Below are 26,232 nucleotides of genomic sequence, written 5' to 3' on the forward strand. Positions count from 1 at the left end.
CGTGCGCGCGGACACGGCAAGAACCGCCGGCTTGCCCCGCCCGCCGCCGCCCAACACCCCACGCCCCACCGGCACGCAAGGAGCCCGTCATGCCAACCACCCGCACCTCTGCCTTCGGCACTGCCGACGCCCGGCCGCTTGACCTCGTCATCTTCGGCGGCGCCGGCGACCTGTCGGCGCGCAAGCTGCTGCCCTCGCTCTACATGTGCCACCGCGACGGCAACCTGCCGGAGGGCACCCGCATCGTCGGCGTGGGCCGGCACCGCTGGGACCGCGAGGCCTTTGTCAATTTTGCCGACCAAAGCGCACAACCCTTTGTCGATGCGCGCTATCTCGAAACGGGCAAATGGCAGGCCTTCCTGCAGCGGCTGGACTTCGTGCACGTCGACGCCGGGCAGGCCAGCGACTATCCCGCGCTGGCCGCGCAGCTGCGCAACGATGCGCTGCGGATCTACTACATGGCGATGCCGCCGGGGCTGTTCGCCGCCACCTGCGACAACCTGGCCAGCCACGGGCTGATTGCCGACGATACCCGGCTGGTGCTGGAAAAACCGCTGGGCGTGGACCTGGCCTCGGCGATCGGCATCGGCGAGGTGGTCAGCCGCTACTTCAGCGAGGACCGCACCTACCGGATCGACCACTACCTGGGCAAGGAGACGGTGCAGAACCTGATGGCGCTGCGCTTCGGCAACTCGATCTTCGAGCCGCTGTGGCGCACGCCGTTCGTGCGCAGCATCCAGATCACCGTGGCCGAGACCGTGGGCGTGGGCACGCGCGGCGGCTTCTACGACGAGGCCGGCGCCATGCGCGACATGGTGCAGAACCACCTGCTGCAGCTGGTCAGCATCCTGGCGATGGAACCGCCGGCATCGCTCGACTCCGACGCGGTGCGCGATGAAAAGCTCAAGGTGCTGCGCTCGCTGCGGCCGATGTCGCCCGAGGACGTGCGCCGCAATACCGTGCGCGGCCAGTACACCGCCGGCGCCATCGGCGGCGAGCTGGTGCCAGGCTACCTGCAGGAAGCGGGAATTCCGCCCGACAGCCGCACCGAGACCTTTGTCGCGATGCGCGCCGAGCTGGGCACCTGGCGCTGGAACCAGGTGCCGTTCTACCTGCGCACCGGCAAACGCATGCAGGAGCGCGTGACCGAGGTGGTGATCCACTTTGCCGAGGTGCCCCATTCGATCTTCGACCCCGGCAGCACGCTGCAGCCCAACCGCATGGTGATCCGGCTGCAGCCGGAAGAAGCGGTGCGGCTGACGCTGATGGTGAAGCAGCCGGGCGAGGGCATGAAGCTCAAGCCGCTGAGCCTGGCGCTGAACCTGGATTCGGCCTTCACCACGCGCCGCGCCGAAGCGTACGAACGCCTGCTGCTCGACGTGATCCGCGGCCGGCTGGCGCTGTTCGTGCGGCGCGACGAGCTGCAGGCCGCCTGGACCTGGGTCGACCCGATCCTGGAGGCGTGGCGCGCGCAGGACGAGGGGCCGCGGCCCTATACCGCCGGCACCTGGGGCCCGGCGGCGTCGTCGGCGTTCATGGCGCGCGAGGGCGTGCAATGGTCCGAGGAGGCCTGAGGCCAAGGCCCGGCGGCATCGCCGTAGCGCGAGCGGGCCTTCGCCACGCGTGGCCGGCGCTGCCGCCGGATTTGCGCTAGCCGGCCATTCGCAGCGCGCGCCGGTACTGGATGGCCTCGCCCACGTGCGCGGCGTTCAGCAGCTCGGCCCCGGCCAGGTCGGCGATGGTGCGCGCCACCTTTAGCACGCGGAAGTACGAGCGCGCCGACCATGCCAGCCGCGTCATCGCGCCGCGCAACAGCGCCTGCGCCTGTGGGTCCATGGCGCAATGCTGCTCGATCTCGCGCCCGCCCAGCTCATTGTTGGGCTTGCCCTGGCGCGCAAGCTGCCGTTCGCGCGCGGCCAGCACGCGCGCGCGCACCGCGGCGCTGGCTTCGCCGGGCGGGCCGTCGAGCATTTCTCCCTGGTCCTGCGCGGGCACTTCGACCTGCAGGTCGATGCGGTCGAGCATGGGGCCGGAGATGCGCGACTGGTAGCGCCGCACCTGGTCGGGCGTGCAGCGGCAGGGCCGGTCGGGATGACCGAGGTAGCCGCACGGGCAGGGGTTCATCGCCGCGACGAACTGGAAGCAGGCGGGGAAGTCGGCGTGGCCGTTGGCGCGGGCGATGGTGATGCGGCCGGATTCTAGCGGCTCGCGCAGGACTTCGAGCACGCGGCGGTCGAATTCGGGCAGTTCGTCGAGGAACAGCACGCCGTGGTGCGCGAGTGAGATCTCGCCCGGGCGCGGATTGCCGCCGCCGCCGACCATGGCCGGGCCCGACGCGGTATGGTGCGGCGCCCGGCACGGACGCAGGCCCCAGGCCTCGGCGCGGAAGCCGCCCGGGGTCAGGCTCATCACCGCGGCGGCTTCCAGTGCCTGCTGCAGCGACATCGGCGGCAGCAGGCCGGGCAGGCGCTGCGCCAGCATCGACTTGCCGGTGCCGGGCGGGCCCACCAGCAGCACGGAATGCTGGCCCGCTGCCGCCACCTCCATGGCGCGGCGCGCCTGCGCCTGGCCGCGCACATCGCGCATGTCCGGGCCGAGCCCGGCGCAGGCGGGCAGCAGCGGCGGCATGGCGCGCGGCAGCCGCGCGTCGTCGCGCGGGCCGAGGTGGTCGCAGGCCTGGCGCAGCGTGGCGGCCGCGTGCACGGCCAGGTCTTCGATCAGCGCGGCTTCGGCGCCGTTGCCCGCGGCGACCAGGAAGGCGCGTGGCGCCGCGCCGGCGGCGGCGCGCCCGGCGTTGTCGCGCGCCAGCCCCATCGCCATCGCCAGCGCGCCGCGCACCGGCCGCAGTTCGCCGGACAGCGACAGCTCGGCGGCGAATTCGTGCAGGTCCAGCGCATCGGCCGGGATCTGGCCGCTGGCCGCCAGGATGCCCAGCGCGATGGCAAGGTCGAAACGGCCGGATTCCTTGGGCAGGTCGGCCGGGGCCAGGTTGACGGTGATGCGGCGGTTGGGAAATTCATAGCCGCTGTTGAGGATGGCGGCGCGCACGCGCTCGCGGCTTTCGCGCACGCCGGTGTCGGCCAGGCCGACGATGGTGAAGGCCGGCAGGCCGTTGGCCAGGTGGGTCTCGACCCGCACCGGCGGCGCGGCGATGCCGGTCAGGGCCCGGCTGCGAAGGACGGCAAGGCTCATGGCATCGACCCGCACGAAACTGTTAACGAAAAAGGCCGCCAGGACTGGCGGCCGTCAGACAGGCTGGGTGTTTGCGGTGCGACCGGCGTGCTCACGCGCCCCCGGTCGAGTCCACCGAGCCGGCGCCGGGCGGGATGCCGGCGCGGCGCTCCAGCTCGGCCACGCGGCTTTCCAGTTCCTCCAGGCGGGCGCGGGTGCGCGCCAGCACCTGCGACTGCACGTCGAATTCCTCGCGCGTGACCAGGTCCAGCCGGGCAAAGCCCTGGGTCATCATGCTGCGCACGTTTTTCTCGATGTCCCTTGCCGGCGAATTGCGCAGCGCCTCGCTGACCTTGTTCTGCAGGTCGTTGAAGAGGTCGGTCGGTTTCATGGTTTCTCCTTTGCGCACCTGAGTGGTGCCAATCCGGGTGGGCATCTGGCGTATGGCGCGCTTTCGCACAGGAATTGGGCGCCCTGAATGCGGGCGGGTCCGGTGCGCCGGGGCCGTACGCAGCCACCGTCAGACCTCGATTATCGCCCCAGCGGCACGCCGGCGAAAGCACCGGCGCCGCGCCGTTCACACCATTTAACCCGATCTGGCCGTGCCGCGGGGCGGATCCGCGGTTGCCCCGGCGGCTGGCCAGCGCGCGCCGCTGCGCTGGGACCGCTGCTTTCCGCAGGGTGGCACGGCAGTTGCAGTAGTGATGCCGAGCTGCCTCAGAGTTTTACCGGAATCCAACTAAACGAAATCCAAGCCATCAGGAAAAGGAGAAAAGCCTCATGAAGAAGTTGGCCCTTGCAGTCAGCGCGGTGGTCCTGGCCAGTGCCGCCGGCGGCGCCCTGGCGCAGAGCACCGACGCCGCGGCCCCGGCTGCCGAGCCGGCCTCGCCGCATACGTTCACGGCCAACGTGTCGCTGGTGACGGACTACCGCTACCGCGGCATCAGCCAGACCAACCTGCGTCCGGCGATCCAGGGCGGTTTCGACTACGCGCACGAAAGCGGCTTCTATCTGGGCAACTGGAACTCCAGCATCAGCTGGCTGGAAGATGCCAACCCGGCCGTGTCGGCGCCGGTCGAGATGGACTTCTACGGCGGCTTCAAGAACACCTTCAAGGTGGCCGGCACCGAATTCGCCTATGACCTGGGCGTGCTCGAGTACTACTACCCGGGCGGCTACAACAACCCGCGCCCGTACACCACCGAACTGTATGCAGGCCTCGGCTGGGGTCCGGTCATGCTGAAGTACTCGCACTCGGTCACCAACCTGTTCGGCTGGGCCGACAGCAAGAACAGCTACTACGTCGACCTCACCGCCAACGTGCCGCTGAACTTCTGGGACCTGACGCTGAACGCGCACGTCGGCTACCAGGGCGTGAAGCACAACAGCGACGCCTCGTACACCGACTGGAAGATCGGCCTGACCAAGGACCTGGGCAAGGGCTTCGCGCTGGCGGTCGCCTATGTCGACACCAACGCCAAGGAAGTGGCCTATACCAGCGCCAACCGCGGCCGCTACCTGGGCAAGGCCGCGGCGTGGGCCTCGATCACCAAGACTTTCTAACTCTGACGCAGCCCGGGCGGGCTGATGCCGGTCCGCTCCCAGGAGAATCCTGATGAAACTCATCATCGCAGTCATCAAGCCGTTCAAGCTCGACGAGGTGCGCGAAGCGCTGTCGGACGTGGGCGTGTCCGGCATCACCGTGACCGAAGTGAAAGGCTTCGGCCGCCAGAAGGGCCACACCGAGCTGTACCGCGGCGCCGAATACATCGTCGACTTCCTGCCCAAGGTGAAGATCGAGGTGGCGGTGCCCGACGACGTGGTCGAGCGCGCCATCGAGGCGGTCGAGAAGTCCGCCCGCACCGGCAAGATCGGCGACGGCAAGATCTTCGTGGCCCCGATCGAGCAGGTCATCCGCATCCGCACCGGCGAGACCGGCGGCGATGCCCTGTGACCCAAGACAGCATAGAGACAAAGGTGAATTCCATGAAAACCTGGATCAAGCGATTCCTGACCGCGGGCGCGATGGCGCTGGCCGTGGGCACGGCCGGCGTGGGCATTGCCACCCCGGCCGCCGCGCAGGACAAGCCCGCGGCCGAGGCCTCGGCCCCCGCCGCGGCGGCCGCAGCGGCCCCGGCTGCTGCTGCTGCCCCGGCCGCCGCAACGCCGGCGGCCACGCCCGCTGCCGCCGCACCCGCGGAGACCGCCGCGCCGGCGGCGCCGGTCCCGAACAAGGGTGACGTCGCGTGGCTGCTGGTCGCCACGGCCTTCGTCATCCTGATGACGCTGCCCGGGCTGGCGCTGTTCTACGGCGGCCTGGTCCGTTCCAAGAACATGCTGTCGGTGCTGATGCAGTGCCTGGTGATCTTCTCGCTGGTGGCGCTGCTGTGGGCGGTCTATGGCTACAGCTTCGCCTTCACCGAGGGCAATGCGTTCTTCGGCGGCACCGACCGGCTCTTCATGAAGGGGCTGACGGTGGAAGCCATGGCCGCCACCTTCAGCAAGGGCGTGGTGATCCCCGAACTGGGCTTCTTTGCCTTCCAGTGCGCCTTTGCCTGCATCACCTGCGGCCTGATCATCGGCGCCTTCGCCGAGCGCGCGCGCTTTTCGGCGGTGCTGGTGTTCGTGGTGCTGTGGTTCACCTTCGCCTACATCCCGATGGCGCACATGGTCTGGTTCTGGCCGGGTCCTGACGCCTACACCGACGCCGCCGCTGGCGCTGCCGCGACCGCCAAGTCGGGCTGGCTGTTCCAGAAGGGCGCGCTGGACTATGCCGGCGGCACCGTGGTGCACATCAACGCCGCCGTGGCGGGCCTGGTCGGTGCCTTCATGTTCGGCAAGCGCATCGGCTTCGGCCGCGAGGCGATCCGTCCGCACAGCCTGACCTTCACCATGGTCGGTGCCTCGCTGCTGTGGTTCGGCTGGTTCGGCTTCAACGCCGGCTCGGGCCTGGAAGCCAGCGCCGGTGCCGCACTGGCCTTCGTCAACACGCTGCTGGCGACCTGCGCGGCGGTGCTGGCGTGGACCTTCGGCGAGTGGATCGGCAAGGGCAAGCCGTCGATGCTGGGCGGCGCGTCGGGCGCGGTGGCGGGGCTGGTGGCGATCACCCCGGCGGCGGGCTTCGTCGGCCCGATGGGCTCGATCGTGATGGGCCTGGTGGCCGGCCTGCTGTGCCTGTGGGGCGTGACCGGACTGAAGCGCATGCTGGGCATGGACGACTCGCTGGACGTGTTCGGCGTGCACGGCGTGGGCGGCATCGTCGGCGCGCTGCTGACCGGCGTGTTCGCCGCGCCCAGCCTGGGCGGCACCGGCATCTATGACTACGTCGCCAACAAGGTGGCGGACGACTACTCCATCGCCGGCCAGCTGTGGGTGCAGTTCGAAGGCGTGCTGACCACCGTGGTGTGGTCCGGCGTGGTCGCCTTCGTCGCCTACAAGCTGGTTGACATGCTGATCGGCCTGCGCGTGCCGGAAGACGAAGAGCGCGAAGGCCTGGATATCACCTCGCACGGCGAAACCGCGTACGAAGGCTGATCGGAACCGTGTTGTGCTGGAGAGCTGATTGGGAATCTGCTCTCAGGAGTTTTGCCCGGCCGCGTGCCGGGCTTTTTTATGTTGCTGCGCTGACTGATGTTGCAGACATTAGCAGGGCGGACGGCGGCTGATCCGCAGGCCGGCCAGCGTCGCCGGGGATCCGTTTTCACTTCGGCCGATACCGGCAAACGCAGCGCCGGCGCGGCCACGCCGGCAATCTCCCCGCGCCCCGCGCGGGCTTTTCGCAAAGTGCTTAACTCCGATCTTAAAAAGCTTCAATTGTATTTAATGTGCGGCGCACATACATTGCCATTGAGGCAGTTTCCTCCACCTGCAGAACGCTCCCCGTATCTGTCAGGCCATTTAAAAGCGCGGCGATGCCGCGCTTTTTTTTGCCAGTTCGCCGCGCCGGCACTTCCCCTTTATTTCGCGCCGGCCATCGCCATATCGTTATCCCTTATGCCAGGCGCTGCATATCCTTATAAAGGGTGTGCCAGCGCCTGTTTGGCCGTTCCTCTACAATCGGGGCGAACGATTAAGACGATCTATAGGATGGATATGGTCCCGCATCTCATCACCGCGCTGAACGGTCCGCTGCTCGAACTGGAAAAGAAGATCCTGGACGCCACGCCGTCCATCGAGCGCTGGTTCAGGCTGGAATGGCAGGAGCATACGCCGCCGTTCTATTGCTCGGTGGACCTGCGCAACGCCGGCTTCAAGCTGGCGCCGGTCGATACCAACCTGTTCCCGGGCGGCTTCAACAACCTCGCCCCCGAGATGCTGCCGCTGGCGGTGCAGGCGGCGATGGCGGCGATCGAGAAGATCTGCCCGGACGCCAAGAACCTGCTGCTGATCCCCGAGCGCCACACCCGCAATATGTTCTACCTGCAGAACGTGGCGCGGCTGTCGCTGATCATGCGCCAGGCGGGTCTGAACGTGCGCCTGGGCTCGCTTTCCGAGGAAATCACCGAGCCGACCCCGATCGAGCTGCCCGACGGCCAGACGCTGGTGGTCGAGCCCCTGGCGCGCCTGGGCACCAAGGGCCGCCGGCTGGGGCTGAAGGACTTCGACCCCTGTTCGATCCTGCTCAACAACGACCTGTCGGCCGGCATTCCGCCGATCCTGGAAAACATCAACGAGCAATACCTGCTGCCGCCGCTGCACGCCGGCTGGTCCACGCGCCGCAAGAGCAGCCACTTTGCCGCCTATGACGAGGTGGCGAAGAAGTTCGCCAAGCTGATCGACATCGACCCGTGGATGGTCAACCCGTACTTTGCGCGCACCACCGGCGTGAATTTCCACGAGCGCGTGGGCGAGGAGGAACTGGCCGACGCTGTCGAAGGCGTGCTGAAGAAGATCGCCAAGAAGTACCGCGAGTACGGCATCAAGGAAACCCCGTACGTGGTAGTCAAGGCCGATGCCGGCACCTATGGCATGGGCATCATGACCGTGCGCGACCCGTCCGAGATCAAGGGCCTGAACCGCAAGGAACGCAACAAGATGAGCGTGGTCAAGGAGGGCCTGGAGGTCAGCGACGTCATCATCCAGGAGGGCGTGCACACCTTCGAGAAGGTCAACGAGGCCGTGGCCGAGCCGGTGGTGTACATGATCGACCGCTACGTGGTGGGCGGCTTCTACCGCGTGCACACCGGCCGCGGCAACGACGAGAACCTGAACGCGCCCGGCATGCACTTCGTGCCGCTGGCGTTCGCGCCCAACGGCATCCCGGACAGCCACGCCAAGCCTGGCGCGGCGGTGCCGAACCGCTTCTACATGTATGGCGTGGTGGCGCGGCTGGCCTTGCTGGCGGCGTCGCTGGAGCTCGAGAAGACCGACCCCAACCCGATCATCTGAACGCCACCATGCGCATCCTCTTCATCACCGATCCGCTGGAGACCTTCAAGACCTACAAGGACTCCACCTACGCCATGATGGCCGAGGCCGCCGCGCGCGGCCATGAGCTGTACTGGTGCCTGCAGCCGCAGCTGGCGCTGTCCGGGCGCACGGTCGAGACCGTGGCCACGCGCCTGCACCTGACCGGCGAGGATGGCGCCTGGTACCGCGAAGGCAACAGCGCGCTCGAGCCGCTGTCGGCCTTCGACGCGGTGCTGATGCGCAAGGACCCGCCCTTCGACATGGAATACGTGACCAGCACCTGGCTGCTGGAGCTGGCCGAGGCGCAGGGCGCGCGGGTCTTCAACAAGCCGCGCGCGATCCGCGACCATTCCGAGAAGCTGGCGATTGCCCAGTACCCGGAGTTCATCACGCCGACGCTGGTCACGCGCGACCTGGCGCGCATCCGCGATTTCCACGCCGAGCATCGCGACATCATCGTCAAGCCGCTCGACGGCATGGGCGGCATGGGCGTGTTCCGCGTCGGCGCGGACGGCATGAACCTGGCCGCGATCGTCGAGACGCTGGGCCAGGACGGCGCCCGTTCGCTGATGGTGCAGCGCTATATCCCGGCGATCAAGGACGGCGACAAGCGCGTGCTGCTGATCGGCGGCGTGCCCGTGCCGTATTCGCTGGCGCGCGTGCCGATGGCCGGCGAAGTGCGCGGCAACCTCGCCGCCGGGGGCACCGGCCGCGCCCAGGAACTGAGCCGGCGCGACCGCGAGATTGCCGAGGCGCTGGCGCCGGGGCTGTGGGAGCAGGGCCTGCTGCTGGTCGGCCTGGACGTGATCGGCGACTACCTGACCGAGGTCAATGTGACGAGCCCGACCTGTTTCCAGGAGATCACCCAGCAGACCGGCTTCCATGTCGCGGCGATGTTCATCGACGCGCTCGAGCACGCCGTCAGCGCTGCCGGCAGCTAGCCGCCGCCAGTCCCGGCCGGCGGCGGGAGCGCGGGGGGCGCCTGCTACAATCGGGGCAATCCAACGGATTCACCATCATGGCAGGCATCCTGATCATCGCGCACACCCCGCTGGCTTCAGCCCTGCGCGATTGCGCCGCCCACGTCTACTGTGGCCAGCCGCAGCGGCTGGAAGCCATCGACGTCCTTCCCGATGCCGATCCCGCCGCCGTGCTGGCCGAAGCCCGGCGCCGGCTGGACGCCATCTGCGAAGACAACGGCGCGCTGGTCCTGACCGACATCTTCGGCGCCACCCCCGCCAATATCGCCGCGCGCCTGGCCGAGCCGGGCCGCGTGCGCGTGCTGGCCGGCGTCAACCTTCCCATGCTGGTCCGTGCCATCTGCTACCGGGCCGAAAAGCTGGACCAGCTCGCCACCAAGGCGCTGGCCGGCGGCTCGCAGGGCGTGCTGCAGGTCGGCACCACCACCGTCCAGAATCAAACCGCCAATCATCCCGACAAATATGCTGCAGAGGGACACCACCATCATCAATAAACTCGGACTGCACGCACGCGCGTCCGCCAAGCTGACCCAGCTCGCCGGCAGCTTCGTCAGCCAGGTCAAGATGTCCCGCAACGGACGCCAGGTCGATGCCAAGAGCATCATGGGCGTAATGATGCTGGCCGCCGGAATCGGCTCGACGGTGACGATCGAGACCGAGGGCCCCGACGAGCAGGAGGCGATGGACGCGCTGCTGGCACTGATTGCCAACCGCTTTGGTGAAGGGGAGTGAGGCCGCGGCCTTGACCCGAATTGATCAACGTTCCTGACGGAGCGGTACATGCCTTTCGCCCTGCACGGCATCCCGGTCTCGCGCGGCGTCGCCATCGGGCGCGCGCACCTGCTCGCGCCCGCGGCGCTAGACGTGTCGCACTACCTGGTCGATGAAGAGCAGCTCGACGCCGAGGTAGAACGCCTGCGCGCCGCGCGCGCCGCGGTGCGCGCCGAACTGGCCGCGCTCAAGCGCGACCTGCCGCGCGATGCGCCCGAAGAGCTGGGCGCCTTCCTCGACGTGCACGCGATGATCCTCGACGACGAGGCGCTCGCGCGCGAGCCCGAGGCGCTGATCCGGGGCCGGCGCTACAACGCCGAGTGGGCACTGACCACGCGCCTCGAAGAGCTGATGCGCCAGTTCGACGAGATCGAGGACGAATACCTGCGCGAGCGCAAGGCCGACATCCAGCAGGTGGTGGAGCGCATCCTGAAGGCGCTGGCCGGCGCCCCGGTGCTGGTGCCGGCGCCGGTGCCCGCGCTCGCCGCCGACGGCGAGCCCGCCCCGGGCGTGATCGTGGTGGCGCACGATATCGCGCCGGCCGACATGCTGCAGTTCCGCCACACCGTGTTCCACGGCTTTGTCACCGACCTGGGCGGACGCACCTCGCATACCGCCATCGTTGCGCGCAGCCTGGACATCCCGGCCGCGGTCGGCGTGCAGTGCGCAAGCGAGCTGATCCGCCAGGATGACTGGATCATCATCGACGGCGACGCCGGCCTGGTGATCGTCGACCCCACCGCCATCATCCTCGAGGAATACCGCCACCGGCAGAGCGAGCGGGTGCTGGAAAAGAAGCGCCTGCAGCGCCTGCGCCATACTCCCGCGGTGACGCTGGACGGGATCGAGATCGAGCTGCTGGCCAATATCGAGATGGCCGAGGATGCGGGCCCGGCCCTGGCCGCCGGCGCGGTCGGCGTCGGCCTGTTCCGTTCCGAGTTCCTGTTCATGAACCGGCGCGACGAACTCCCCGGCGAAGACGAGCAGTTCCAGGCCTATCGCGGCGCGGTCGACGCCATGCACGGGCTGCCGGTGACTATCCGCACCATCGATATCGGCGCCGACAAGCCGCTCGACGCCCGCGGCGACGGCCGCGGCGATGACTTCGAGACCGCGCTGAACCCGGCGCTGGGCCTGCGCGCGATCCGCTGGTCGCTGTCGGAGCCGGGCATGTTCCTGACCCAGCTGCGCGCGCTGCTGCGCGCCTCGGCCTTCGGCCCGGTGCGCTTGCTGGTGCCGATGCTGGCGCATGCCAGCGAGATCGACCAGACCCTGGCGCTGATCGCCAAGGCCAAGCGCCAGCTGGACGAGCGCGGCGAGCCCTACGACCCCGGCATGAAGGTCGGGGCCATGATCGAGATTCCCGCGGCGGTGCTGCTGCTGCCGCTGTTCCTGCGCAAGATGGACTTCCTGTCCATCGGCACCAATGATTTGATCCAGTACACGCTGGCCATCGACCGCGCCGACAACGCGGTGGCGCACCTGTTCGACCCGCTGCATCCGGCGGTGCTGCAACTGGTGGCACGCACCATCCGCGAAGCCAATCGCGCCGGCGTGCCGGTGGCGGTGTGCGGCGAGATGGCGGGCGACCCGTCGATGACGCGGCTGCTGCTTGGCATGGGGCTGCGCGAGTTCTCCATGCACCCGTCGCAACTACTGCGGGTCAAGCAGGAAATCCTGCACGCCCACTGCGAACGGCTCGAACCGCTGGTCGACCAGCTGCTGCAGGCCTACGACCCCGAGGAACAGGCCGCGGTGCTGCGGCAGATCGCACGACCCTGAAGACATCAGGGTTTTCTGAGGCAAAAAGGCGGCTGGCGCGGCACTTCCACAGATGGAAAAGTGTTGTGTCAGCCGCCTTCGTTTTGCGTCCAGTGACGTGTTCCCGACCTGTGTCGATGTGGCTTAATGGGAATTGTTATCATTATTGATCTCTGATATTCTGACGTTCATTCGCAGGGACATGCCGGTGTCCCGCACCCCAACGGAGGGACTTGTGTACGTCTGCATCTGCAACCAGATCACCGATCGTGAGATCCACGGTGCCGCGCACCTTGGCGTCGAAACCCTCGACGAACTGGCTGAAACGCTCGGCGTCGGCACGTGCTGCGGCCGTTGCCGCGACTGCGCGCAGCAGGTATTGCAGGAAGGCGTGGCCGCGGTACGCAATGTCACGGTGGCGACTCTTGCCAGCATCCAGGTTGTGGAGATTTCTTCCTGTTCCGCTTCGGGCCCATGTACCATAATGGACACTCGGGACCCGGCAGTCGCGAACGACCAGCGCAAGGCGCTGGTGGCCTGAACGCGCCCATGAACTGAAGCTTCAGTTCACGGCGCGTTTTTGCGCATTTTTCTTTTTTTCTGACTGCACGGCGCCATTGGCGCCGTTTCGTGTTTTTGCGCGGGCCCGATGCAACAGGAGCCGCCAATGAAAGGTGACAAGAAGGTCATCCAGCATCTGAACGCCCAGCTCAAGAACGAGCTGACCGCGATCAACCAGTATTTCCTGCATGCCCGCATGTATCGCCACTGGGGCCTGAAGAAGCTCGGCGACGTGGAGTACAAGGAATCGATCGGCGAGATGAAGCACGCCGACCGCCTGATCGACCGCATCCTGATGCTGGACGGCCTGCCCAACCTGCAGGACCTGCACAAGCTGCTGCTCGGCGAAGACACCCCCGAGATGCTCAAGTGCGACCTGAAGCTGGAACAGACCGCGCACACCACCGTCAAGGAAGGCATTGCCTACTGCGAATCGGTCGGCGACTACGTCAGCCGCGAAATTCTGGTCGATATCCTCACCGATACCGAGGAACATATCGAGTACCTGGAAACGCAGCTGGACCTGATCGACAAGGTCGGGCTGCAGAACTACCTGCAATCGCAGATGGAGCCGGGCGAGCAATAAGCCGCCGTCTTCGGCGCGGCCGCTCCGGTGGGCGGCCCGCCCCAGCGCGCGGCGCCATTCGGTGCCGCCTGGTTGCTCGCCTGCGGGGAGTAACCCTTCTCATTCCAATTCCTCTCTTCATCCAGGCGTCGCCGGCGGGGCCAAGGCTCCTGACCCGCCGGCGCGCCGCGCGGAGCCCACGTTCATGACCAGTCCCATCCGCCTGACCCAGTACAGCCACGGTGCCGGCTGCGGCTGCAAGATCTCCCCCAAGGTGCTCGACGTGATCCTGGCCGGCAGCGGCGCGCAGCATCTGGACCCGCGCCTGTGGGTCGGCAATGCCTCGCGCGATGACGCGGCGGTGTATGCGCTGGACGGCGCCGACGGCGAGCGCGGGGTGGTTTCGACCACCGACTTCTTCATGCCCATCGTCGACGACCCGTTCGACTTCGGGCGCATTGCCGCCACCAACGCGATCAGCGACATCTACGCCATGGGCGGCGACCCGCTGATGGCCATCGCCATCCTGGGCTGGCCGGTGAACGTGCTGCCGCCCGAGGTGGCGCGCGAAGTCGTGGCCGGTGGGCGCCGCGCGTGCGACGACGCCGGCATTCCGCTGGCGGGCGGCCATTCGATCGACGCGCCCGAGCCCATCTTCGGCCTGGCGGTAACGGGGCTGGTCGAGCGCGCGCACATGAAGCGCAACGACACCGCCACGCCCGGCTGCCGGCTCTACCTGACCAAGCCGCTCGGCATCGGCGTGCTGACCACGGCCGAGAAGAAGGGGCTGCTGCGCGCCGACAACCGCCATCTGGCGCGCGACTGGATGTGCGTGCTCAACAAGCCCGGCAGCGCCTTCGGACGCCTGCCCGGCGTGCGCGCGATGACCGACGTCACCGGTTTCGGGCTGCTCGGCCACCTGGTCGAAATGGCCGACGGCAGCGGCCTGACCGCGCGCCTCGACCATGCCGCGGTGCCGGTGCTGGATGACGTGGCCGACTACATCGCCCAGGGCTGCGTGCCGGGCGGCACCCAGCGCAACTTCGACAGCTACGGGCACCGCATCGCGCCGCTCTCCGAGGCGCAACGCGCGCTGCTGTGCGATCCGCAGACCAGCGGCGGCCTGCTGGTCGCGGTCGAGCCGGCTGGCGAAGCCGAATTCCTGGCCGAATGCCAGCGCCTGGGACTGGACCTGGCCCCCATCGGCGAGATGGTGGCGCGCGCCGCCCTGGCCGTAGAGATCCGCTGATGCGCCCGGATACCGCCGATTTCCGCACGCTGTTTCTGAGCGGCGTCGCCATGCTGGACGTGCGCGCGCCGCTGGAGTTCGCCCGCGGGGCCTTCCCCGGCGCCGTCAACCTGCCGCTGATGGACGATGCCGAGCGCCACGAGGTCGGCCTGTGCTATGCGCAGAAGGGCCAGCAGGCGGCGATCGAACTCGGCCACCAGCTGGTGTCCGGCCAGCGCAAGGCGGCGCGCATTGCCGCCTGGGCCGAATTTGCGCATGCGCATCCGGACGGCTACCTGTATTGCTTCCGCGGCGGGCTGCGCTCGCAGCTGGTACAGCAGTGGCTGCGCGACGCGGGCATCGACTATCCGCGCGTGAGCGGCGGCTACAAGGCCATGCGCGGCTTCCTGATCGAGACCATCGATTCCGCGGCAGCAACGCAGACCTGGTTCGTGGTGGGCGGGCTGACCGGCAGCGGCAAGACCGATGTGCTGGCCGACGTGCCCGCGTCGATCGACCTGGAAAGCCATGCGCGCCACCGCGGCTCAGCGTTCGGCCGCCGCGCGCTGCCGCAGCCGCAGCAGATCGACTTCGAAAACGCCCTCGCCATCGACGTGCTGCGGCATCTCGACGCTGGCTGGCGTGCGCTGGTGGTGGAAGATGAAGGCCGCTTCATCGGCAGCCGCGACGTGCCGCAGGCACTGTCGCAGCGCATGCAGGCCAGTCCGCTGGTCTGGCTGGAAGCGCCGTTCGACGCCCGCGTCGAACGCGTGCTGCGCGACTACGTGCAAGGCCTGGCGGCGGAATTCATCGACACGCAGGGCAGCGCGCAAGGCTTCGCCGCCTACGCCACGCGCCTGCGCCAAGCCATGGCCGCGATCGCCCCGCGCCTTGGCGGCGCGCGCTACGGCAAGCTATCGGCGCTGCTGGACCAGGCGCTGGCGCGGCAGGCCGAATGCGGCGAGGTAGCGCTGCACCGCGGCTGGATCGAAGTGCTGCTGCGCGACTACTACGACCCGATGTATGACTACCAGCGCGCCCAGCGCGAGGCCCGCATCGTCTTTCGCGGCGACCGCGATGCCGTGACGGACTGGCTGCTGGCGCACACGGCGCGGCAAGGGGAGTAGGACGGCGCTAGACTGCGCCGGGGCGCAGGCGGATGGAGTCGATGATGGCATCCCATAGCTGCAGCGCATCGTCATCTGACTGGAATGCCGGCTGATACGGTGTCTGCGGACTGTCCACCGGCTGCTCGAGCACGCGCAGGCCGGCCGACACATTTTGCTCGGACAAGGACTTGTTTTTTCCTTGGGATTCCCAGGCGAATACATAAACACGCTGGCCATTGCCCGTCGCGGCGGTTGCGTACTCTTCCGCGGGAATCGCACCGACATTGCGTTCGCGCTTGCGCAATACCTTCAGGCCGGCGAGCGGACCGAGTACTGCCTTGGTCAGGAAGTTGTCAACGCGTTCGAGCAATCGGTCTTCCTCGGCGCCGGTGCTGGCGTCAAAGCTGATGAAGGCGTTGGGATGTTGGGGCAGCGTGATGCCCACCTGCACGCTCTCCGAACGGTAGTCGTTGCCGGCGATAAAGCCTTGGTCGATGCAGAAGCCGGGGCCGGTGGGGATTTCGTTGCCGGCGCGGGAGCGGATGTTGGCGGCCAATGTCTTCGAGTGTCGAAGGGCTATCGGCTCTCTACCAGGGGAGACACCTCCTCCATATTTAAATGCGCGCCACGGATCCGTTGAAACAAGGTACGTATTTCCGCTCAGCATGGCCTTGCTGTATGGCAATGACCATGACAATAAGACTTCCGAGCCGTCGCCAACCATCGTCCTACTGACAAACATCGAGCCTTGCGTCTCGTGATGTGCTGCTCTCAGTTCCTTCTCTCGCTGGTCGATCATTGAGCGAAGCGTACCGGGAGTCAGTCCTGGTATCGGCGAGATTTCGTTGCCCCAGACTTTGTAGGTTGCGCTGACTTTCGCTTGTGGGGGGAGCTCAACGAGGTAGCGCCCAAAGCAGTATGTCTTCCAGCCCGATTTGTCCATCGAAGGGCTCCGTGTCATCGATTGCCCGTAGCTAATGCTGGCAAGTGCCAACGTTAGGCAAGCAGCAATTACCGTAGCGAACGAACGCGATGTCTTCATTTGTCACTCGAGTGCCAGTCGGCCAGTTGGGCAATCTTGGCAATGCCGTATAGCGTCGCCCATCGCGCCCTGGGATCGTTGTAGCTACCTTGGTGATCGTAGCCTTTGCGACCAGCGTTCTCGGGACCCGTGCCATTCGATCCGTGCCGGAAACTTGCCTCGACTCCAGCATCACGTGGTGCCTGGCCGGAAAAGGCGGGTACTGTCCCATCACCGTGGCCGCGTGTCACAGTTAGCGCGGGGGCGCCCGTCAACGCTCTATGCCGATAGCGGCCATTGCCATCGTCATCCGCCGGAAAGGCCGATGTTGGGAAGGCGTGTGGATTGCCACGCCAGACAATATCTTGCCAGCTATGCATTGGCTTGGAATCATCTGCACCATAGTGTACGTAAGTTACTGGATGATATTGCCCAGCGAGATCACGATGAAAGCTAGCGACTTGGTCTATTAGCTTTCCGAAGTTGCCGCGCGGGTCTACTTCTGAATCTTCGTGGTCAGACAGGTCTTCCCTCAAATTGAGGAACTTTGTGTTCGCCTCTGGCACAAGACCGTACCAGGCTGGATTCTTGTAGATTTCATCATAAGGGTCTTCAGCGCGCGGGAAGGCACAAGGTAAGCCCGCTGTATCCGTGACGACCTCGCCATGATTGCTCTGCAAAAACAACCAAGCTTGGCCGTCGCGATGATCGAACGTCGGGCATAGCTCCAAGGCGCCAGCTGAATTTGCTACGACAGCGGTAACCTCGCCAGCATTGGAGCCCAGAATCAACTGTTCAGGTCCCTCATAGCCCGCACGCATGTGATGGTAAATCGCCGGCGCCCCTGTCGCCGGCAACACGCCATGGACCACACCTAGCACCTTCTCATAGCCGACAAGATTCGTAAGCGCGCGCGCAACGAGCCCGCCCATGGAATGCGTAACCAGGATGACCTTGTCGGCTGGTACCGGCGGCTTCTGTTCGCGGTAATGCCTCAGCACCGTGTTTTCGATGTATTGCCTGACGTCTTCGGCGGACTTTCGGTTGGATTGGAGCCAGTTGTAGCCGGCGCACCAGACATCGAAGTCATAGCGTGCTGCGTTCATCAGTTCCGGTTCCGTCAATGGCGGCTGCCCGGTTTCCTCACCAAAGTCGCCGGGCGGGCGCAGCCCCTCTGTAGACCACCAATCCTGTGGTGTGCGGTTCGCAACGATGCGGCTGGTGCGCGCCTCCAACAACGCCATGACCGGGTTATAGGAGGTGCGCAGCACGCTGCCCCAGCCTCGCTTGCGCGCGGTTTCCTTTGCGAGTCCCGATTCCCCGACGTCAATAGAGCCTCCGTCGTCTACAGTCACATCTTCCGCCTTCAGGATTTGCTGCCGCATCTTTGGTCCTCGCGTGCCCCATGTCGCCAAAGCGGCGACGACACCGAGTATGTCGGCGAGGTTCAGGCTCATATTTGGTGGCCGCCAGACAGCATCGCCTGTCTTCTTGTTCTTCAGGTTGGTCCCCATGATGCCGGGCAGGAACACGATGGGGATCACTGCGGGCAGCTTGGCCTCGATAACCTTGGTTCGTGTGTCCTCGGTGGGTGTCAGGTGTGTGTCAAAGACCGGTCGCCCGTCGATATCGCGCGTGCGCGATATCACGACTTCTGGATCGGACGGATTGCGCTCGTTTTGCATTGCCTCCTCAGCCCTCTTGGTCACGTGTGTGCTTTCCAAGTACGCGCAGCTGAACATGCTCCATCGAAATGCCTCGCTGCTTCGGCAAGCGCCCCTCGCTGTCTGTCACAAGTTTGATGCGTGCGCCATCGTTCCGGCGCAGTTCAACTTGGACGTTTCGCAGCGGCTCGCCGGTGATTTCATCTCTCAAAAGGTAGGCGTCATCGAACGGCGTTTGCGGCCACGTATTCATCTCTCTTGAGGCATGGGTCGGCCCTTCGAACTTCCTCTGCGCCGCCTTATAGGTAATCGGCCCCGGACATTCAAAGGTGATATTGCCGCCCTCGATGGTGATGGCAGCCCCGCCGGCGGTCGCAATACGAATGCGCTTGGCCGCGGCAAAGTCCACATTCATATTCGCCGAGACGATGGTCAGGTCCTGCCGCGCCGCCAGCTTCAGCAAGTCATGCTGCGCCTGCAGATCGATATCATCCTGGCCTGCCGTCAGTTGCAGGCCGATGTTTCCTTCGCCCGGCCCAGACAATCCCGCCGCCACGCCAATCGCCTTGCCTGCATGCACGCGCGCCCGCCCCGCGACGCCGATACTCTGGTCCTGCCCGCTGGCCATCACGACGCTTTCGCCACTGGCAATCTGCAAGTCCTGTCCCGCCACCATCGCAACGCCGGCCCTGCCGTTGAGGTGGACCATCGGCTCGCTCTGGTGCGGCACCTTGCCTGGTGTGCTGGTATTGCCGCTGGCCGCGTCGCCTTTGGCCGCTTCGAGCGATTGCCCATCGACCATGCCGCCTGCGGCCTTGGCCTGCTTCGCCAGCGGTGCCTCGTCATCCTTTCCGGTCGATAGGGCCTGGGTCTGGTGCGCGGTCGCGCCATCGCTCAGCGTCCTGACCAGATCGCCCGCCTGCCGCAACAGCGCGATGCCCGCGGCGTTGTCGCCAGTCGGCAGCACCCGCTTGGTGACGGCATCGCGATAGGTGGTCAGCAATAACCCCGCTTGCCCGCGCACCGCGGCATAACCGTCGGTGCGCAGCTCGAACCCCTGCCCGCGGAAGCTGCCGCGGCGGTTGTCCTGCTGGTGAATCACATGGCCGAGGTTGAGTTGGGTGGCCTGTTCCGTCGTGGCCAGTTGCGTGCGGAGCTGGTCATCGGTGTCGTCGAACACCAGCTGGTTGTAGCCCTTGCCGCCGTGTTCCTGGCTTTTGAAGCCCGTCAGCGCGGCGTCGTTGCGGTGGCCGTCCGGGTCGGCACCCATGCCATGCCACGCCGGGCTGTTGCCGCCGGCAAGGTTGCCCTGGGCACTGGGCCGGGTGTCGGAACCCATCGCATAGAGACCGCTGGCGTCATAGGGCTGGGAGAGCGTGGTGGCGGCCATCGATTTGCCGCCCGGGGTAGGTGTGATGCCGGCTTCGCCCTGGCCGTTGTAAAGCGCGCCGATCACGAAAGGCTGGTCGATATCGTTGTCCGCAAACTTGACCACCACCTCCTGGCCGATGCGCGGCAGCCATTGCCAGCCCATGCCGGCGCCGGCTTGCCGTTGCGCGACGCGCACCCAGCGGCTGCTGCGATCGTCGGCGCGCGCGCCGCGCTGCCAGGGGAAGCGCACACGGATCTGGCCGCTTGTGCTGGCGTGGTGCTCGGCATTGCCGTCCAGCTGCGTCTGCCCGTCGGGGCCGACCACGATTGCGGTATGGACGCCCAGCGGGGTCGATTGACTGTACAGGCGCGGACAATCGCCCTCCAGCACGGCGGCGCGCCATGGTCGACGTGCATCGAAGGCCCGGAAAAGCGCCGCATAGCCGTGTTCCCGTGCGGCCGCGCGCAGGGATTCGGTCGGTACCAGCCGTTCGCCTGTGTCGTCGAAGATGCTGCTCATCAGGCCGGCGGTGGTCGCCGCAACATCGGGCGCCGGTGGTGGCGTCTCGAAGCACAATGCCGCGTCCAGCGGCCCGATCCGGTCGGCCAGCGCGGCACGCGTTTCCACGCCCAGGTTGTTGATGCCGCAGTTTTCGACCGCATCGAGCAGTAGCGGGTAGCCGGCCGCATCGTCTTCCAGCGGCGGCAGGTGCGGACAGCCAGTGACGGTCAGCCGGGTGCCGCTGCGCAAGGTACGCATGGAGGCGCTGCCGGTGAACACCAGCGCGCGGGCTTCGATCGCATCCATCACCTGCTCGGCGACGCGCTGCGCGCTGGCGGTGTCGGGCGCCAGCGACACGCTGACCGACAGGTAAGGATCCGGACTGGCGGCACAGCTTGCAAATCCGCCGTAGCGCGCCGGCGCGTGGCCGCGAATGGCGCGCTTGGTCTCAGGGTCCCAGGCACCCACCGCGACGCCGCCGACCGCCGCACGCGTTTCACAGATCAACTGCTGGATCGCGTCTGCCGATTCCTGGCTATGTGCGCGGTGATACCGGATGCCGCCGCCAGCTGCTGATTCGGGATCCTCGGGCAGTTGCGCGCTGTCGGCAAAGATCACCACGGCATGCCCGAAGGGCGCTTCGTCGTCTTCCACCACGGTATATCCGAGCCCGGCCTTGGCCAGCAGGCGGGACAGGAAGTGGTGGTCGGTCTCGCGGAACTGCGCGATGTGGTTCCGTTCACCGAACGCCGCAATGCGGGCTTCGGCGCCGGCCGCGTAGCGCCACTGGGCGTACGGCGCATAGTCCTGCAGGACGGACTCGATGATGCTGTCGAGCTTGCGGTGCTGGAACACCTGGCTGTGGCGCTGCTGCGTGGTCAGCCACAGCCACGGCACCACGGTCAGGCGGTAGCGTGCCAGGCTGCCGTCGGCGCCCAGCTTCTCGACCTGCCGGATCAGCCCGGTGCGGCGTGACTGGCCGCCGCCGGCAAGCGTGGTCAGCAGCGTGACGCGTTGGCCAAGCAGGCTGTCGAGTGCGATATCGACATTGGCACTGACCGCAACGATGCGCCATTCGGACAGCGCAGAGATGGCATCTCGGCCGATCCAGGCTTCGACGGCCAGCTCCCGGATCGCGCCGTCGCCTTCGAGTGCATACAAGCGATGGGCCGCACTGAAGAGATGCTGGTAAAGGATGGCTGCATCCATTCGCTGTCCGAACTCCCTGGGTCCGTCGCAGCGCAACGTGCCCCATAGGCCCGCCCGTCACAAAACGGAATACGTCGTGCCAGCAGAATAAGTGGCAAATATGTCAAAAATATCCGACGTAATTCTAGAGCCGTGCGTTAATGCCGGGCAGCGGAAAATTCTGCGTAAGCAGCAGCCGTGGCTGCCGTAGTGAGGATTGCCGCAGGGAGGGGAAGAAGCGGGAAAGTGCTCGTGCCATGCCGGCGCCTGTCAGCGCCGTCGGCATTGTTCAGCGGAGGAATGCCAGGCTCAGTGCCCGCCGCAAACCGGGCAATCCGGCGTGCGGGCCAGTCGCATCGTGGTCCAGTCCATCGACAGCGCATTGACCATCAGCAGCCGGCCGGCGAGGCTGTCGCCCACGCCGGCAAGCAGCTTGAGGGCTTCGGCCGCCTGCACGGTGCCGACCATGCCGACCAGCGGCGCGAATACGCCCATGGTGGCGCAGGCGACTTCCGGGGCGGGTTCCGCTGGCGGGAACAGGCAGGCGTAGCAGGGCGCGTCGGGCTGGCGGCGGTCGAAGACGCTGATCTGGCCGTCGAAGCGCAGCGCGGCGCCGGATACCAGAGGCACCTTGTGGCGCACGCAGGCGCGGTTGACGGCCTGGCGCGTGGCGAAGTTGTCGCAGCAGTCCAGCACCACGCTGGCCGAGGCTACCAGTTGATCCAGCTCGGCATCGCCCACACGGGCCGGCACCGTGACGATGTCCAGGCCGGGGTTGATGCGCAGCATGCCTTCGCGGGCGGAATCGACCTTGGGCCGGCCCACGTTGGCGGTGGTGTGGATGATCTGGCGCTGCAGGTTGGTCAGGTCGACCTCGTCGTTGTCGACCACGGTGATGCGGCCGACGCCGGCCGAGGCCAGGAAGGGCAGGGCCGCTGCGCCCAGGCCGCCGGCGCCGATCACCACCGCATGGCCGGCGAGCAGGCGCCGCTGGCCTTCGATGCCCAGTTCGTCGAGCAGGATGTGGCGCGAGTAGCGCAGCAGTTGTTCGTCGTTGAGGCCGTCGTCACTCATGATGGGATCCTTCCGCGAGTGCGAAGAGGCGGGCGGTGTCGGGTGCTCCCAAGCCGCCCGAACTAGCCTAAGCAAGGTGTTCTCCCTCTCCCCTCATGGGGAGAGGGCCGGGGTGAGGGGTGGGCTAGCTAGGTACCACATCAAGCAAGGCCAACGGTGTTAACCCACCGGCCTCAGCCTTTGATCCACCTGCCCTCACCCCCGGCCCCTCTCCCGCACGCGGGAGAGGGGAGCAAACAAGTAGCGTGCGCGAAGCCTCAGGGTGCCTTGCCCGTTGGCGTGCCCAGCGGCTCGCCGATCGGTGCGCTCGCCGGCGGTTGCTTGCCGGGCGCCGGTGCCGCCGGCTTGGCGGCCGGTGCGCTGGCGCCCCGGGCGCCGCTCTTGCCCGAAGGCTTGGCGGCCTTGCCGTTGTCGGCCGGCGGATTGGTTTCCAGCTTGGACTTGGAGCGCTTGACCGGCTGCCCGTTGAGCTGGGCGATGGCCTGCTGCAGCATGAAGTCTTCGGCCGAGCCGAACTCCACCGGCTTCTTGCGGCGATCTTTTTCGCGCTCTTCCGGGGTTTTCTTCGCGTTCTCTTCTTCCAGCCGGCGCAGTTCCTCGACGCGGCGCTGCTCGCGCTCGGTCATTTCCGGTTCTTCCGATTCCTGCTTGTTGTGCAGGTGGCGTTCGGTGTCGATCTCGCGCGTGATCAGCGCGTCGTCGGGGTCGCCTTCGGGGTTCTGGTCGACCGGGATATCCGGGCGGATGCCCTTGGCCTGGATCGACTTGCCGCTCGGCGTGTAGTAGTACGCGATGGTCAGCTTGATGCCGGTGTCGTTGGTAAGCGGACGCACGGTCTGCACCGAGCCCTTGCCGAAGGTGGTCTTGCCCATGATCTGGGCGCGGTGGTGGTCCTGCAGCGCGCCGGCCACGATCTCGGAGGCCGAGGCCGAGTAGGCGTTGGTCAGCACCACCATCGGGATCTTCTTGTAGAGCGCGGGCAGGTCCTTGAGCGGATCCTCTTCCAGCGACGACAGCCGGTAGTTGTTGTACGTCGCCTTGTACACGCGCTTGGCGTCGGGCACCTGGCCGTTGGTCGACACCACGGTGGCGTCTTCCGGCAGGAAGGCCGCGGCCACGCCGACCGCGCCCTGCAGCACGCCGCCGCCGTTGTTGCGCAGGTCCAGCACCAGACCCTTCATGTTGGGGTTCTTCTGCGCCAGCTCGGTCAGCTTGCGCGCCAGGTCGGAAATGGTGCGTTCCTGGAAGCTGGTCAGGCGGATCCAGCCGATATTGTTGTCCAGCATCTTGGCCTTGACCGACTGCACGCGGATCTCGGCGCGCGTGATCGAGACCGGGAAGGTGCGTTCCTCGCTCTTGCGGTAGATGGTCAGCGTGACCTTGGTGCCGGGCTCGCCGCGCATGCGCTTGACCGCCTGCTCCAGCGGCAGGCCGCGCACGGGCTTGTCGTCGATACGGGTGATCAGGTCGCCGGGCTGGATGCCGGCGCGGAACGCGGGCGTGTCCTCGATCGGGTTGATCACCTTGACCAGGCCTTCTTCCTGCGAGATCTCGATGCCCAGGCCGGCGAAGCGCCCGCGCGTGCCTTCCTGCAGTTCCTTGAAGTCCTTCTCGTCGAGATAGGACGAATGCGGGTCGAGGCTGGCGACCATGCCCTTGATGGCCTCGGTCAGCAGCTTCTTGTCATCGACCGGCTCCACGTACTCACGCTTGATCTGCCCGAAGATATCGGCCATCAGACGCAACTGGTCCAGCGGCAGGGGCCCCGATGAATTCTGCGCGGTCGCTGAAATCTGCAGCGTGGCGAGCACGCCGGCGACGAGGCCGACCGAAACTAGGCTGATGTTCTTAAGCGTCTTGCGCATGAGGGCTGCCTGAACTTGTACGCGAAGTACGGGTGTACGGTATGGGGATTATGCCGGCTGCGGCCGCCCGGCGCCGGGCGGCTCGTCCGACAGTATAAGTGCGAGTGGAGAAATGGGCCTGTCCCGTCCCGGCTCAGGGTGGGCGGCCGCACACCTGCGCGCGGCCGCCCGGGCGGATCTCAGCGCGCCTTGCCCTGGCTGGCCACGGCCGCCAGCGAGGCGGCGATGGCGTCCTGGTCACCCAGGTAGTAATGGCGCAGGGGGCGCAGGTCGGCGTCGAGCTCGTAGACGAGCGGCGTGCCGTTGGGGATATTGAGGCCGACGATGTCGTCATCCGAAATCTGGTCCAGGTATTTCACCAGCGCGCGGATGCTGTTGCCATGGGCGGCAATGACCACGCGCTTGCCGGATTGGATGTCGGGGGCGATGGATTCGTTCCACAGCGGCATCACGCGGGCCACGGTGTCCTTCAGGCACTCAGTCAGCGGGATCTCGTTGCGCGGCACATTGGCGTAGCGCGGATCGTCGTACGAGGCGCGCGGATCGGTCGGCTCCAGCGCCGGCGGCGGGGTGTCGTAGCTGCGGCGCCAGACCAGCACCTGTTCGTCGCCGAACTTGGCCGCGGTCTCGGCCTTGTTCAGGCCGGCCAGCGCGCCGTAGTGGCGCTCGTTCAGGCGCCATTCGTTGCGCACCGGAATCCACATCAGGTCCATTTCATCCTGCACATGCCACAGCGTGCGGATGGCGCGCTTGAGCACCGAGGTGTAGGCCACGTCGAAGCCGAGGCCGGCTTCCTTGAGCAGCTTGCCGGCCTGGCGCGCCTGGCCGGCGCCGGTTTCGGTCAGGTCGACGTCAACCCAGCCGGTAAAGCGGTTTTCGAGATTCCACGTGGATTCGCCGTGGCGGATGAGGACGAGCTTGTACATGCTGCTGCTTCCAGAGAGTAGGTAACCTGCATGCGTCCGCGCCGTCACCTGGAGGGGCCGTGATGAGATTTGGCAGGCTCCCATGTCTCAGACAGGCGACAATGGCGGATGGCCGTGCAACGACAGGGCCTGGACGCCAAACCGCGTATTTTATAATGCCGCCGACCCAACCTACCGGAAAGCCAACGTGAATTTCTTTGCCGACTACAACAACCTCGCCCTGATCGCCCTTGCCGTGGTGTCGGGCGGCCTGCTGGCCTGGCCCGCGATTTCGCGCAGCGCGGGCGGCAAGTCGGTCAATACGGCCACCGCGACCCAGCTGATCAACAAGCGCGGCGCCGTCGTGGTCGATATCCGCGAGCCCGCCGAGTTCGCCAAGGGCCACCTGCCGCAGGCCAAGAGCGCGCCGCTGGCGGACCTGCCCTCGCGCGCGGCCGGGCTTGCAAAGGACAAGGCGGCCCCCATCATCGTGGTATGCCAGACCGGCCAGCGCTCGGGCAAGGCCCAGGCAGCGCTGAAAGAAGCCGGTTACAGTGAGATCTACGCGCTCGAAGGCGGCATTGCCGCCTGGCAGCAGGCGGGCCTGCCGCTGGTGAAGTAACCGCGGCAACCCGCCGTATCCGTCACGGCGCGTCCCGGCCAGGCCGGGGCGCGCCCATTGCATTCAAGGAGACCCCGCATGGCCCGCGTCGTCATGTACAGCACCGTGGTGTGCCCGTATTGCCAGATGGCTGAACGCCTGCTCAAGTCCCGCGGCGTGGAAACGATCGAGAAGATCATGATCGACCGCGAACCGGGCAAGCGCGAAGAGATGATGAGCCGCACCGGCCGTCGCACCGTGCCGCAGATCTACATCGATGACACCCATGTCGGCGGCTTCGACGACCTCTCGGCGCTCGACCGCCAGGGCGGCCTGGTGCCGCTGCTGGCCGCCTGAATTGACCTGGGGCAGCCTCCTGCGAAGAATCGTCTGATTTCGCGCGGGGTGGTCCCGGCATCGCTGCGGCGCGGGTGAATTCGCCATCCGCGTCATGTACCATATGCGTTTTCCAACCGGGTACCGGCC

General features: G+C 66.7%; 23 protein-coding genes. 15 read left to right on the top strand and 8 right to left on the bottom strand.

Annotation, left to right across the window (positions count from 1 at the left end):
* Nucleotides 1-89 precede the first annotated feature (89 nt).
* Nucleotides 90-1,574: a glucose-6-phosphate dehydrogenase gene (gene zwf, locus CBM2594_RS02630; protein WP_116355483.1), complete on the top strand. Its 1,485-nt coding sequence runs from the start codon at nucleotides 90-92 to the stop codon at nucleotides 1,572-1,574.
* Between the two features lie 76 nt (nucleotides 1,575-1,650).
* Here the strand turns inward: zwf and CBM2594_RS02635 are convergent, their stop codons facing one another.
* Nucleotides 1,651-3,192, bottom strand: a complete 1,542-nt coding sequence (locus tag CBM2594_RS02635) for a YifB family Mg chelatase-like AAA ATPase (RefSeq protein ID WP_116357659.1) — start codon at nucleotides 3,190-3,192, stop codon at nucleotides 1,651-1,653.
* Between the two features lie 91 nt (nucleotides 3,193-3,283).
* Nucleotides 3,284-3,562, bottom strand: a complete 279-nt coding sequence (locus tag CBM2594_RS02640) for an accessory factor UbiK family protein (RefSeq protein ID WP_012351595.1) — start codon at nucleotides 3,560-3,562, stop codon at nucleotides 3,284-3,286.
* A 389-nt stretch (nucleotides 3,563-3,951) separates the two neighbouring features.
* Here CBM2594_RS02640 and CBM2594_RS02645 point away from each other — a divergent pair, with 389 nt between their 5' ends.
* The 12 genes from CBM2594_RS02645 to mnmH all read left to right on the top strand — a co-directional run bounded on the left by CBM2594_RS02645 (nucleotide 3,952) and on the right by mnmH (nucleotide 15,573).
* Nucleotides 3,952-4,734, top strand: a complete 783-nt coding sequence (locus tag CBM2594_RS02645; protein WP_116355484.1) for a TorF family putative porin — start codon at nucleotides 3,952-3,954, stop codon at nucleotides 4,732-4,734.
* A 52-nt stretch (nucleotides 4,735-4,786) separates the two neighbouring features.
* Nucleotides 4,787-5,125 (top strand): P-II family nitrogen regulator, encoded by a 339-nt coding sequence (locus CBM2594_RS02650; RefSeq protein WP_010814843.1) that lies wholly within the window; start codon nucleotides 4,787-4,789, stop codon nucleotides 5,123-5,125.
* 32 nt (nucleotides 5,126-5,157) lie between these two features.
* Nucleotides 5,158-6,705, top strand: coding sequence for an ammonium transporter (amt, locus tag CBM2594_RS02655; RefSeq protein ID WP_116355485.1), 1,548 nt, complete (start codon nucleotides 5,158-5,160; stop codon nucleotides 6,703-6,705).
* Nucleotides 6,706-7,263: 558 nt separating this feature from the next.
* Nucleotides 7,264-8,559: a glutamate--cysteine ligase gene (gene gshA, locus CBM2594_RS02660; protein WP_025583378.1), complete on the top strand. Its 1,296-nt coding sequence runs from the start codon at nucleotides 7,264-7,266 to the stop codon at nucleotides 8,557-8,559.
* Between the two features lie 8 nt (nucleotides 8,560-8,567).
* Nucleotides 8,568-9,521, top strand: a complete 954-nt coding sequence (gene gshB / locus CBM2594_RS02665; protein WP_116355486.1) for a glutathione synthase — start codon at nucleotides 8,568-8,570, stop codon at nucleotides 9,519-9,521.
* Nucleotides 9,522-9,598: 77 nt separating this feature from the next.
* A complete protein-coding gene (locus tag CBM2594_RS02670) occupies nucleotides 9,599-10,054 on the top strand; it encodes a PTS sugar transporter subunit IIA (RefSeq protein WP_062796549.1) in 456 nt (151 codons plus the stop codon).
* A complete protein-coding gene (locus CBM2594_RS02675; protein WP_012351601.1) occupies nucleotides 10,023-10,292 on the top strand; it encodes an HPr family phosphocarrier protein in 270 nt (89 codons plus the stop codon). Before CBM2594_RS02670 ends, CBM2594_RS02675 begins: the two co-directional genes overlap by 32 nt.
* 48 nt (nucleotides 10,293-10,340) lie before the next feature.
* On the top strand, nucleotides 10,341-12,113 hold the full coding sequence (ptsP, locus tag CBM2594_RS02680) for a phosphoenolpyruvate--protein phosphotransferase (protein WP_116355487.1): 1,773 nt from the start codon (nucleotides 10,341-10,343) through the stop codon (nucleotides 12,111-12,113).
* Nucleotides 12,114-12,327: 214 nt separating this feature from the next.
* A complete protein-coding gene (locus CBM2594_RS02685) occupies nucleotides 12,328-12,633 on the top strand; it encodes a (2Fe-2S)-binding protein (RefSeq protein WP_174079734.1) in 306 nt (101 codons plus the stop codon).
* A gap of 126 nt (nucleotides 12,634-12,759) precedes the next feature.
* The gene (gene bfr, locus CBM2594_RS02690; protein WP_012351604.1) at nucleotides 12,760-13,239 is read left to right on the top strand and encodes a bacterioferritin; all 480 of its coding nucleotides are present in this window, start codon (nucleotides 12,760-12,762) and stop codon (nucleotides 13,237-13,239) included.
* A gap of 184 nt (nucleotides 13,240-13,423) precedes the next feature.
* A complete protein-coding gene (gene selD / locus CBM2594_RS02695; RefSeq protein WP_116355488.1) occupies nucleotides 13,424-14,467 on the top strand; it encodes a selenide, water dikinase SelD in 1,044 nt (347 codons plus the stop codon).
* The gene (mnmH, locus tag CBM2594_RS02700) at nucleotides 14,467-15,573 is read left to right on the top strand and encodes a tRNA 2-selenouridine(34) synthase MnmH (RefSeq protein ID WP_116355489.1); all 1,107 of its coding nucleotides are present in this window, start codon (nucleotides 14,467-14,469) and stop codon (nucleotides 15,571-15,573) included. The genes selD and mnmH overlap by 1 nt, the downstream gene beginning before the upstream one ends.
* A 7-nt stretch (nucleotides 15,574-15,580) precedes the next feature.
* Here the strand turns inward: mnmH and CBM2594_RS02705 are convergent, their stop codons facing one another.
* The 6 genes from CBM2594_RS02705 to gpmA form a co-directional block, all read right to left on the bottom strand.
* Nucleotides 15,581-16,498, bottom strand: a complete 918-nt coding sequence (locus CBM2594_RS02705) for a T6SS immunity protein Tli4 family protein (protein ID WP_232346545.1) — start codon at nucleotides 16,496-16,498, stop codon at nucleotides 15,581-15,583.
* 95 nt (nucleotides 16,499-16,593) lie between these two features.
* Nucleotides 16,594-18,261, bottom strand: a complete 1,668-nt coding sequence (locus CBM2594_RS02710) for a PGAP1-like alpha/beta domain-containing protein (RefSeq protein ID WP_116357661.1) — start codon at nucleotides 18,259-18,261, stop codon at nucleotides 16,594-16,596.
* Between the two features lie 7 nt (nucleotides 18,262-18,268).
* Entirely contained in the window at nucleotides 18,269-21,322 is a 3,054-nt protein-coding gene (locus CBM2594_RS02715; protein WP_116355491.1) for a type VI secretion system Vgr family protein, read from the bottom strand.
* Nucleotides 21,323-21,610: 288 nt separating this feature from the next.
* On the bottom strand, nucleotides 21,611-22,375 hold the full coding sequence (locus CBM2594_RS02720; protein ID WP_116355492.1) for a HesA/MoeB/ThiF family protein: 765 nt from the start codon (nucleotides 22,373-22,375) through the stop codon (nucleotides 21,611-21,613).
* 257 nt (nucleotides 22,376-22,632) lie between these two features.
* Nucleotides 22,633-24,240, bottom strand: coding sequence for a S41 family peptidase (locus CBM2594_RS02725; RefSeq protein WP_116355493.1), 1,608 nt, complete (start codon nucleotides 24,238-24,240; stop codon nucleotides 22,633-22,635).
* A 179-nt stretch (nucleotides 24,241-24,419) separates the two neighbouring features.
* Nucleotides 24,420-25,166, bottom strand: coding sequence for a 2,3-diphosphoglycerate-dependent phosphoglycerate mutase (gene gpmA / locus CBM2594_RS02730; RefSeq protein WP_116355494.1), 747 nt, complete (start codon nucleotides 25,164-25,166; stop codon nucleotides 24,420-24,422).
* A 187-nt stretch (nucleotides 25,167-25,353) separates the two neighbouring features.
* On the opposite strand from gpmA, the gene CBM2594_RS02735 reads away from it, so the two are divergent.
* Together CBM2594_RS02735 and grxC are read left to right on the top strand one after the other, a co-directional pair.
* Nucleotides 25,354-25,767 carry a rhodanese-like domain-containing protein gene (locus CBM2594_RS02735; RefSeq protein ID WP_116355495.1) on the top strand — a complete coding sequence of 138 codons (414 nt, stop codon included), beginning with the start codon at nucleotides 25,354-25,356 and terminating at the stop codon, nucleotides 25,765-25,767.
* Nucleotides 25,768-25,845: 78 nt separating this feature from the next.
* Nucleotides 25,846-26,103, top strand: a complete 258-nt coding sequence (gene grxC, locus CBM2594_RS02740) for a glutaredoxin 3 (RefSeq protein WP_116355496.1) — start codon at nucleotides 25,846-25,848, stop codon at nucleotides 26,101-26,103.
* Nucleotides 26,104-26,232: the final 129 nt, after the last annotated feature.

It is taken from the genome of Cupriavidus taiwanensis, assembly GCF_900249755.1.
Taxonomy (GTDB): Bacteria; Pseudomonadota; Gammaproteobacteria; order Burkholderiales; family Burkholderiaceae; genus Cupriavidus; species Cupriavidus taiwanensis_D.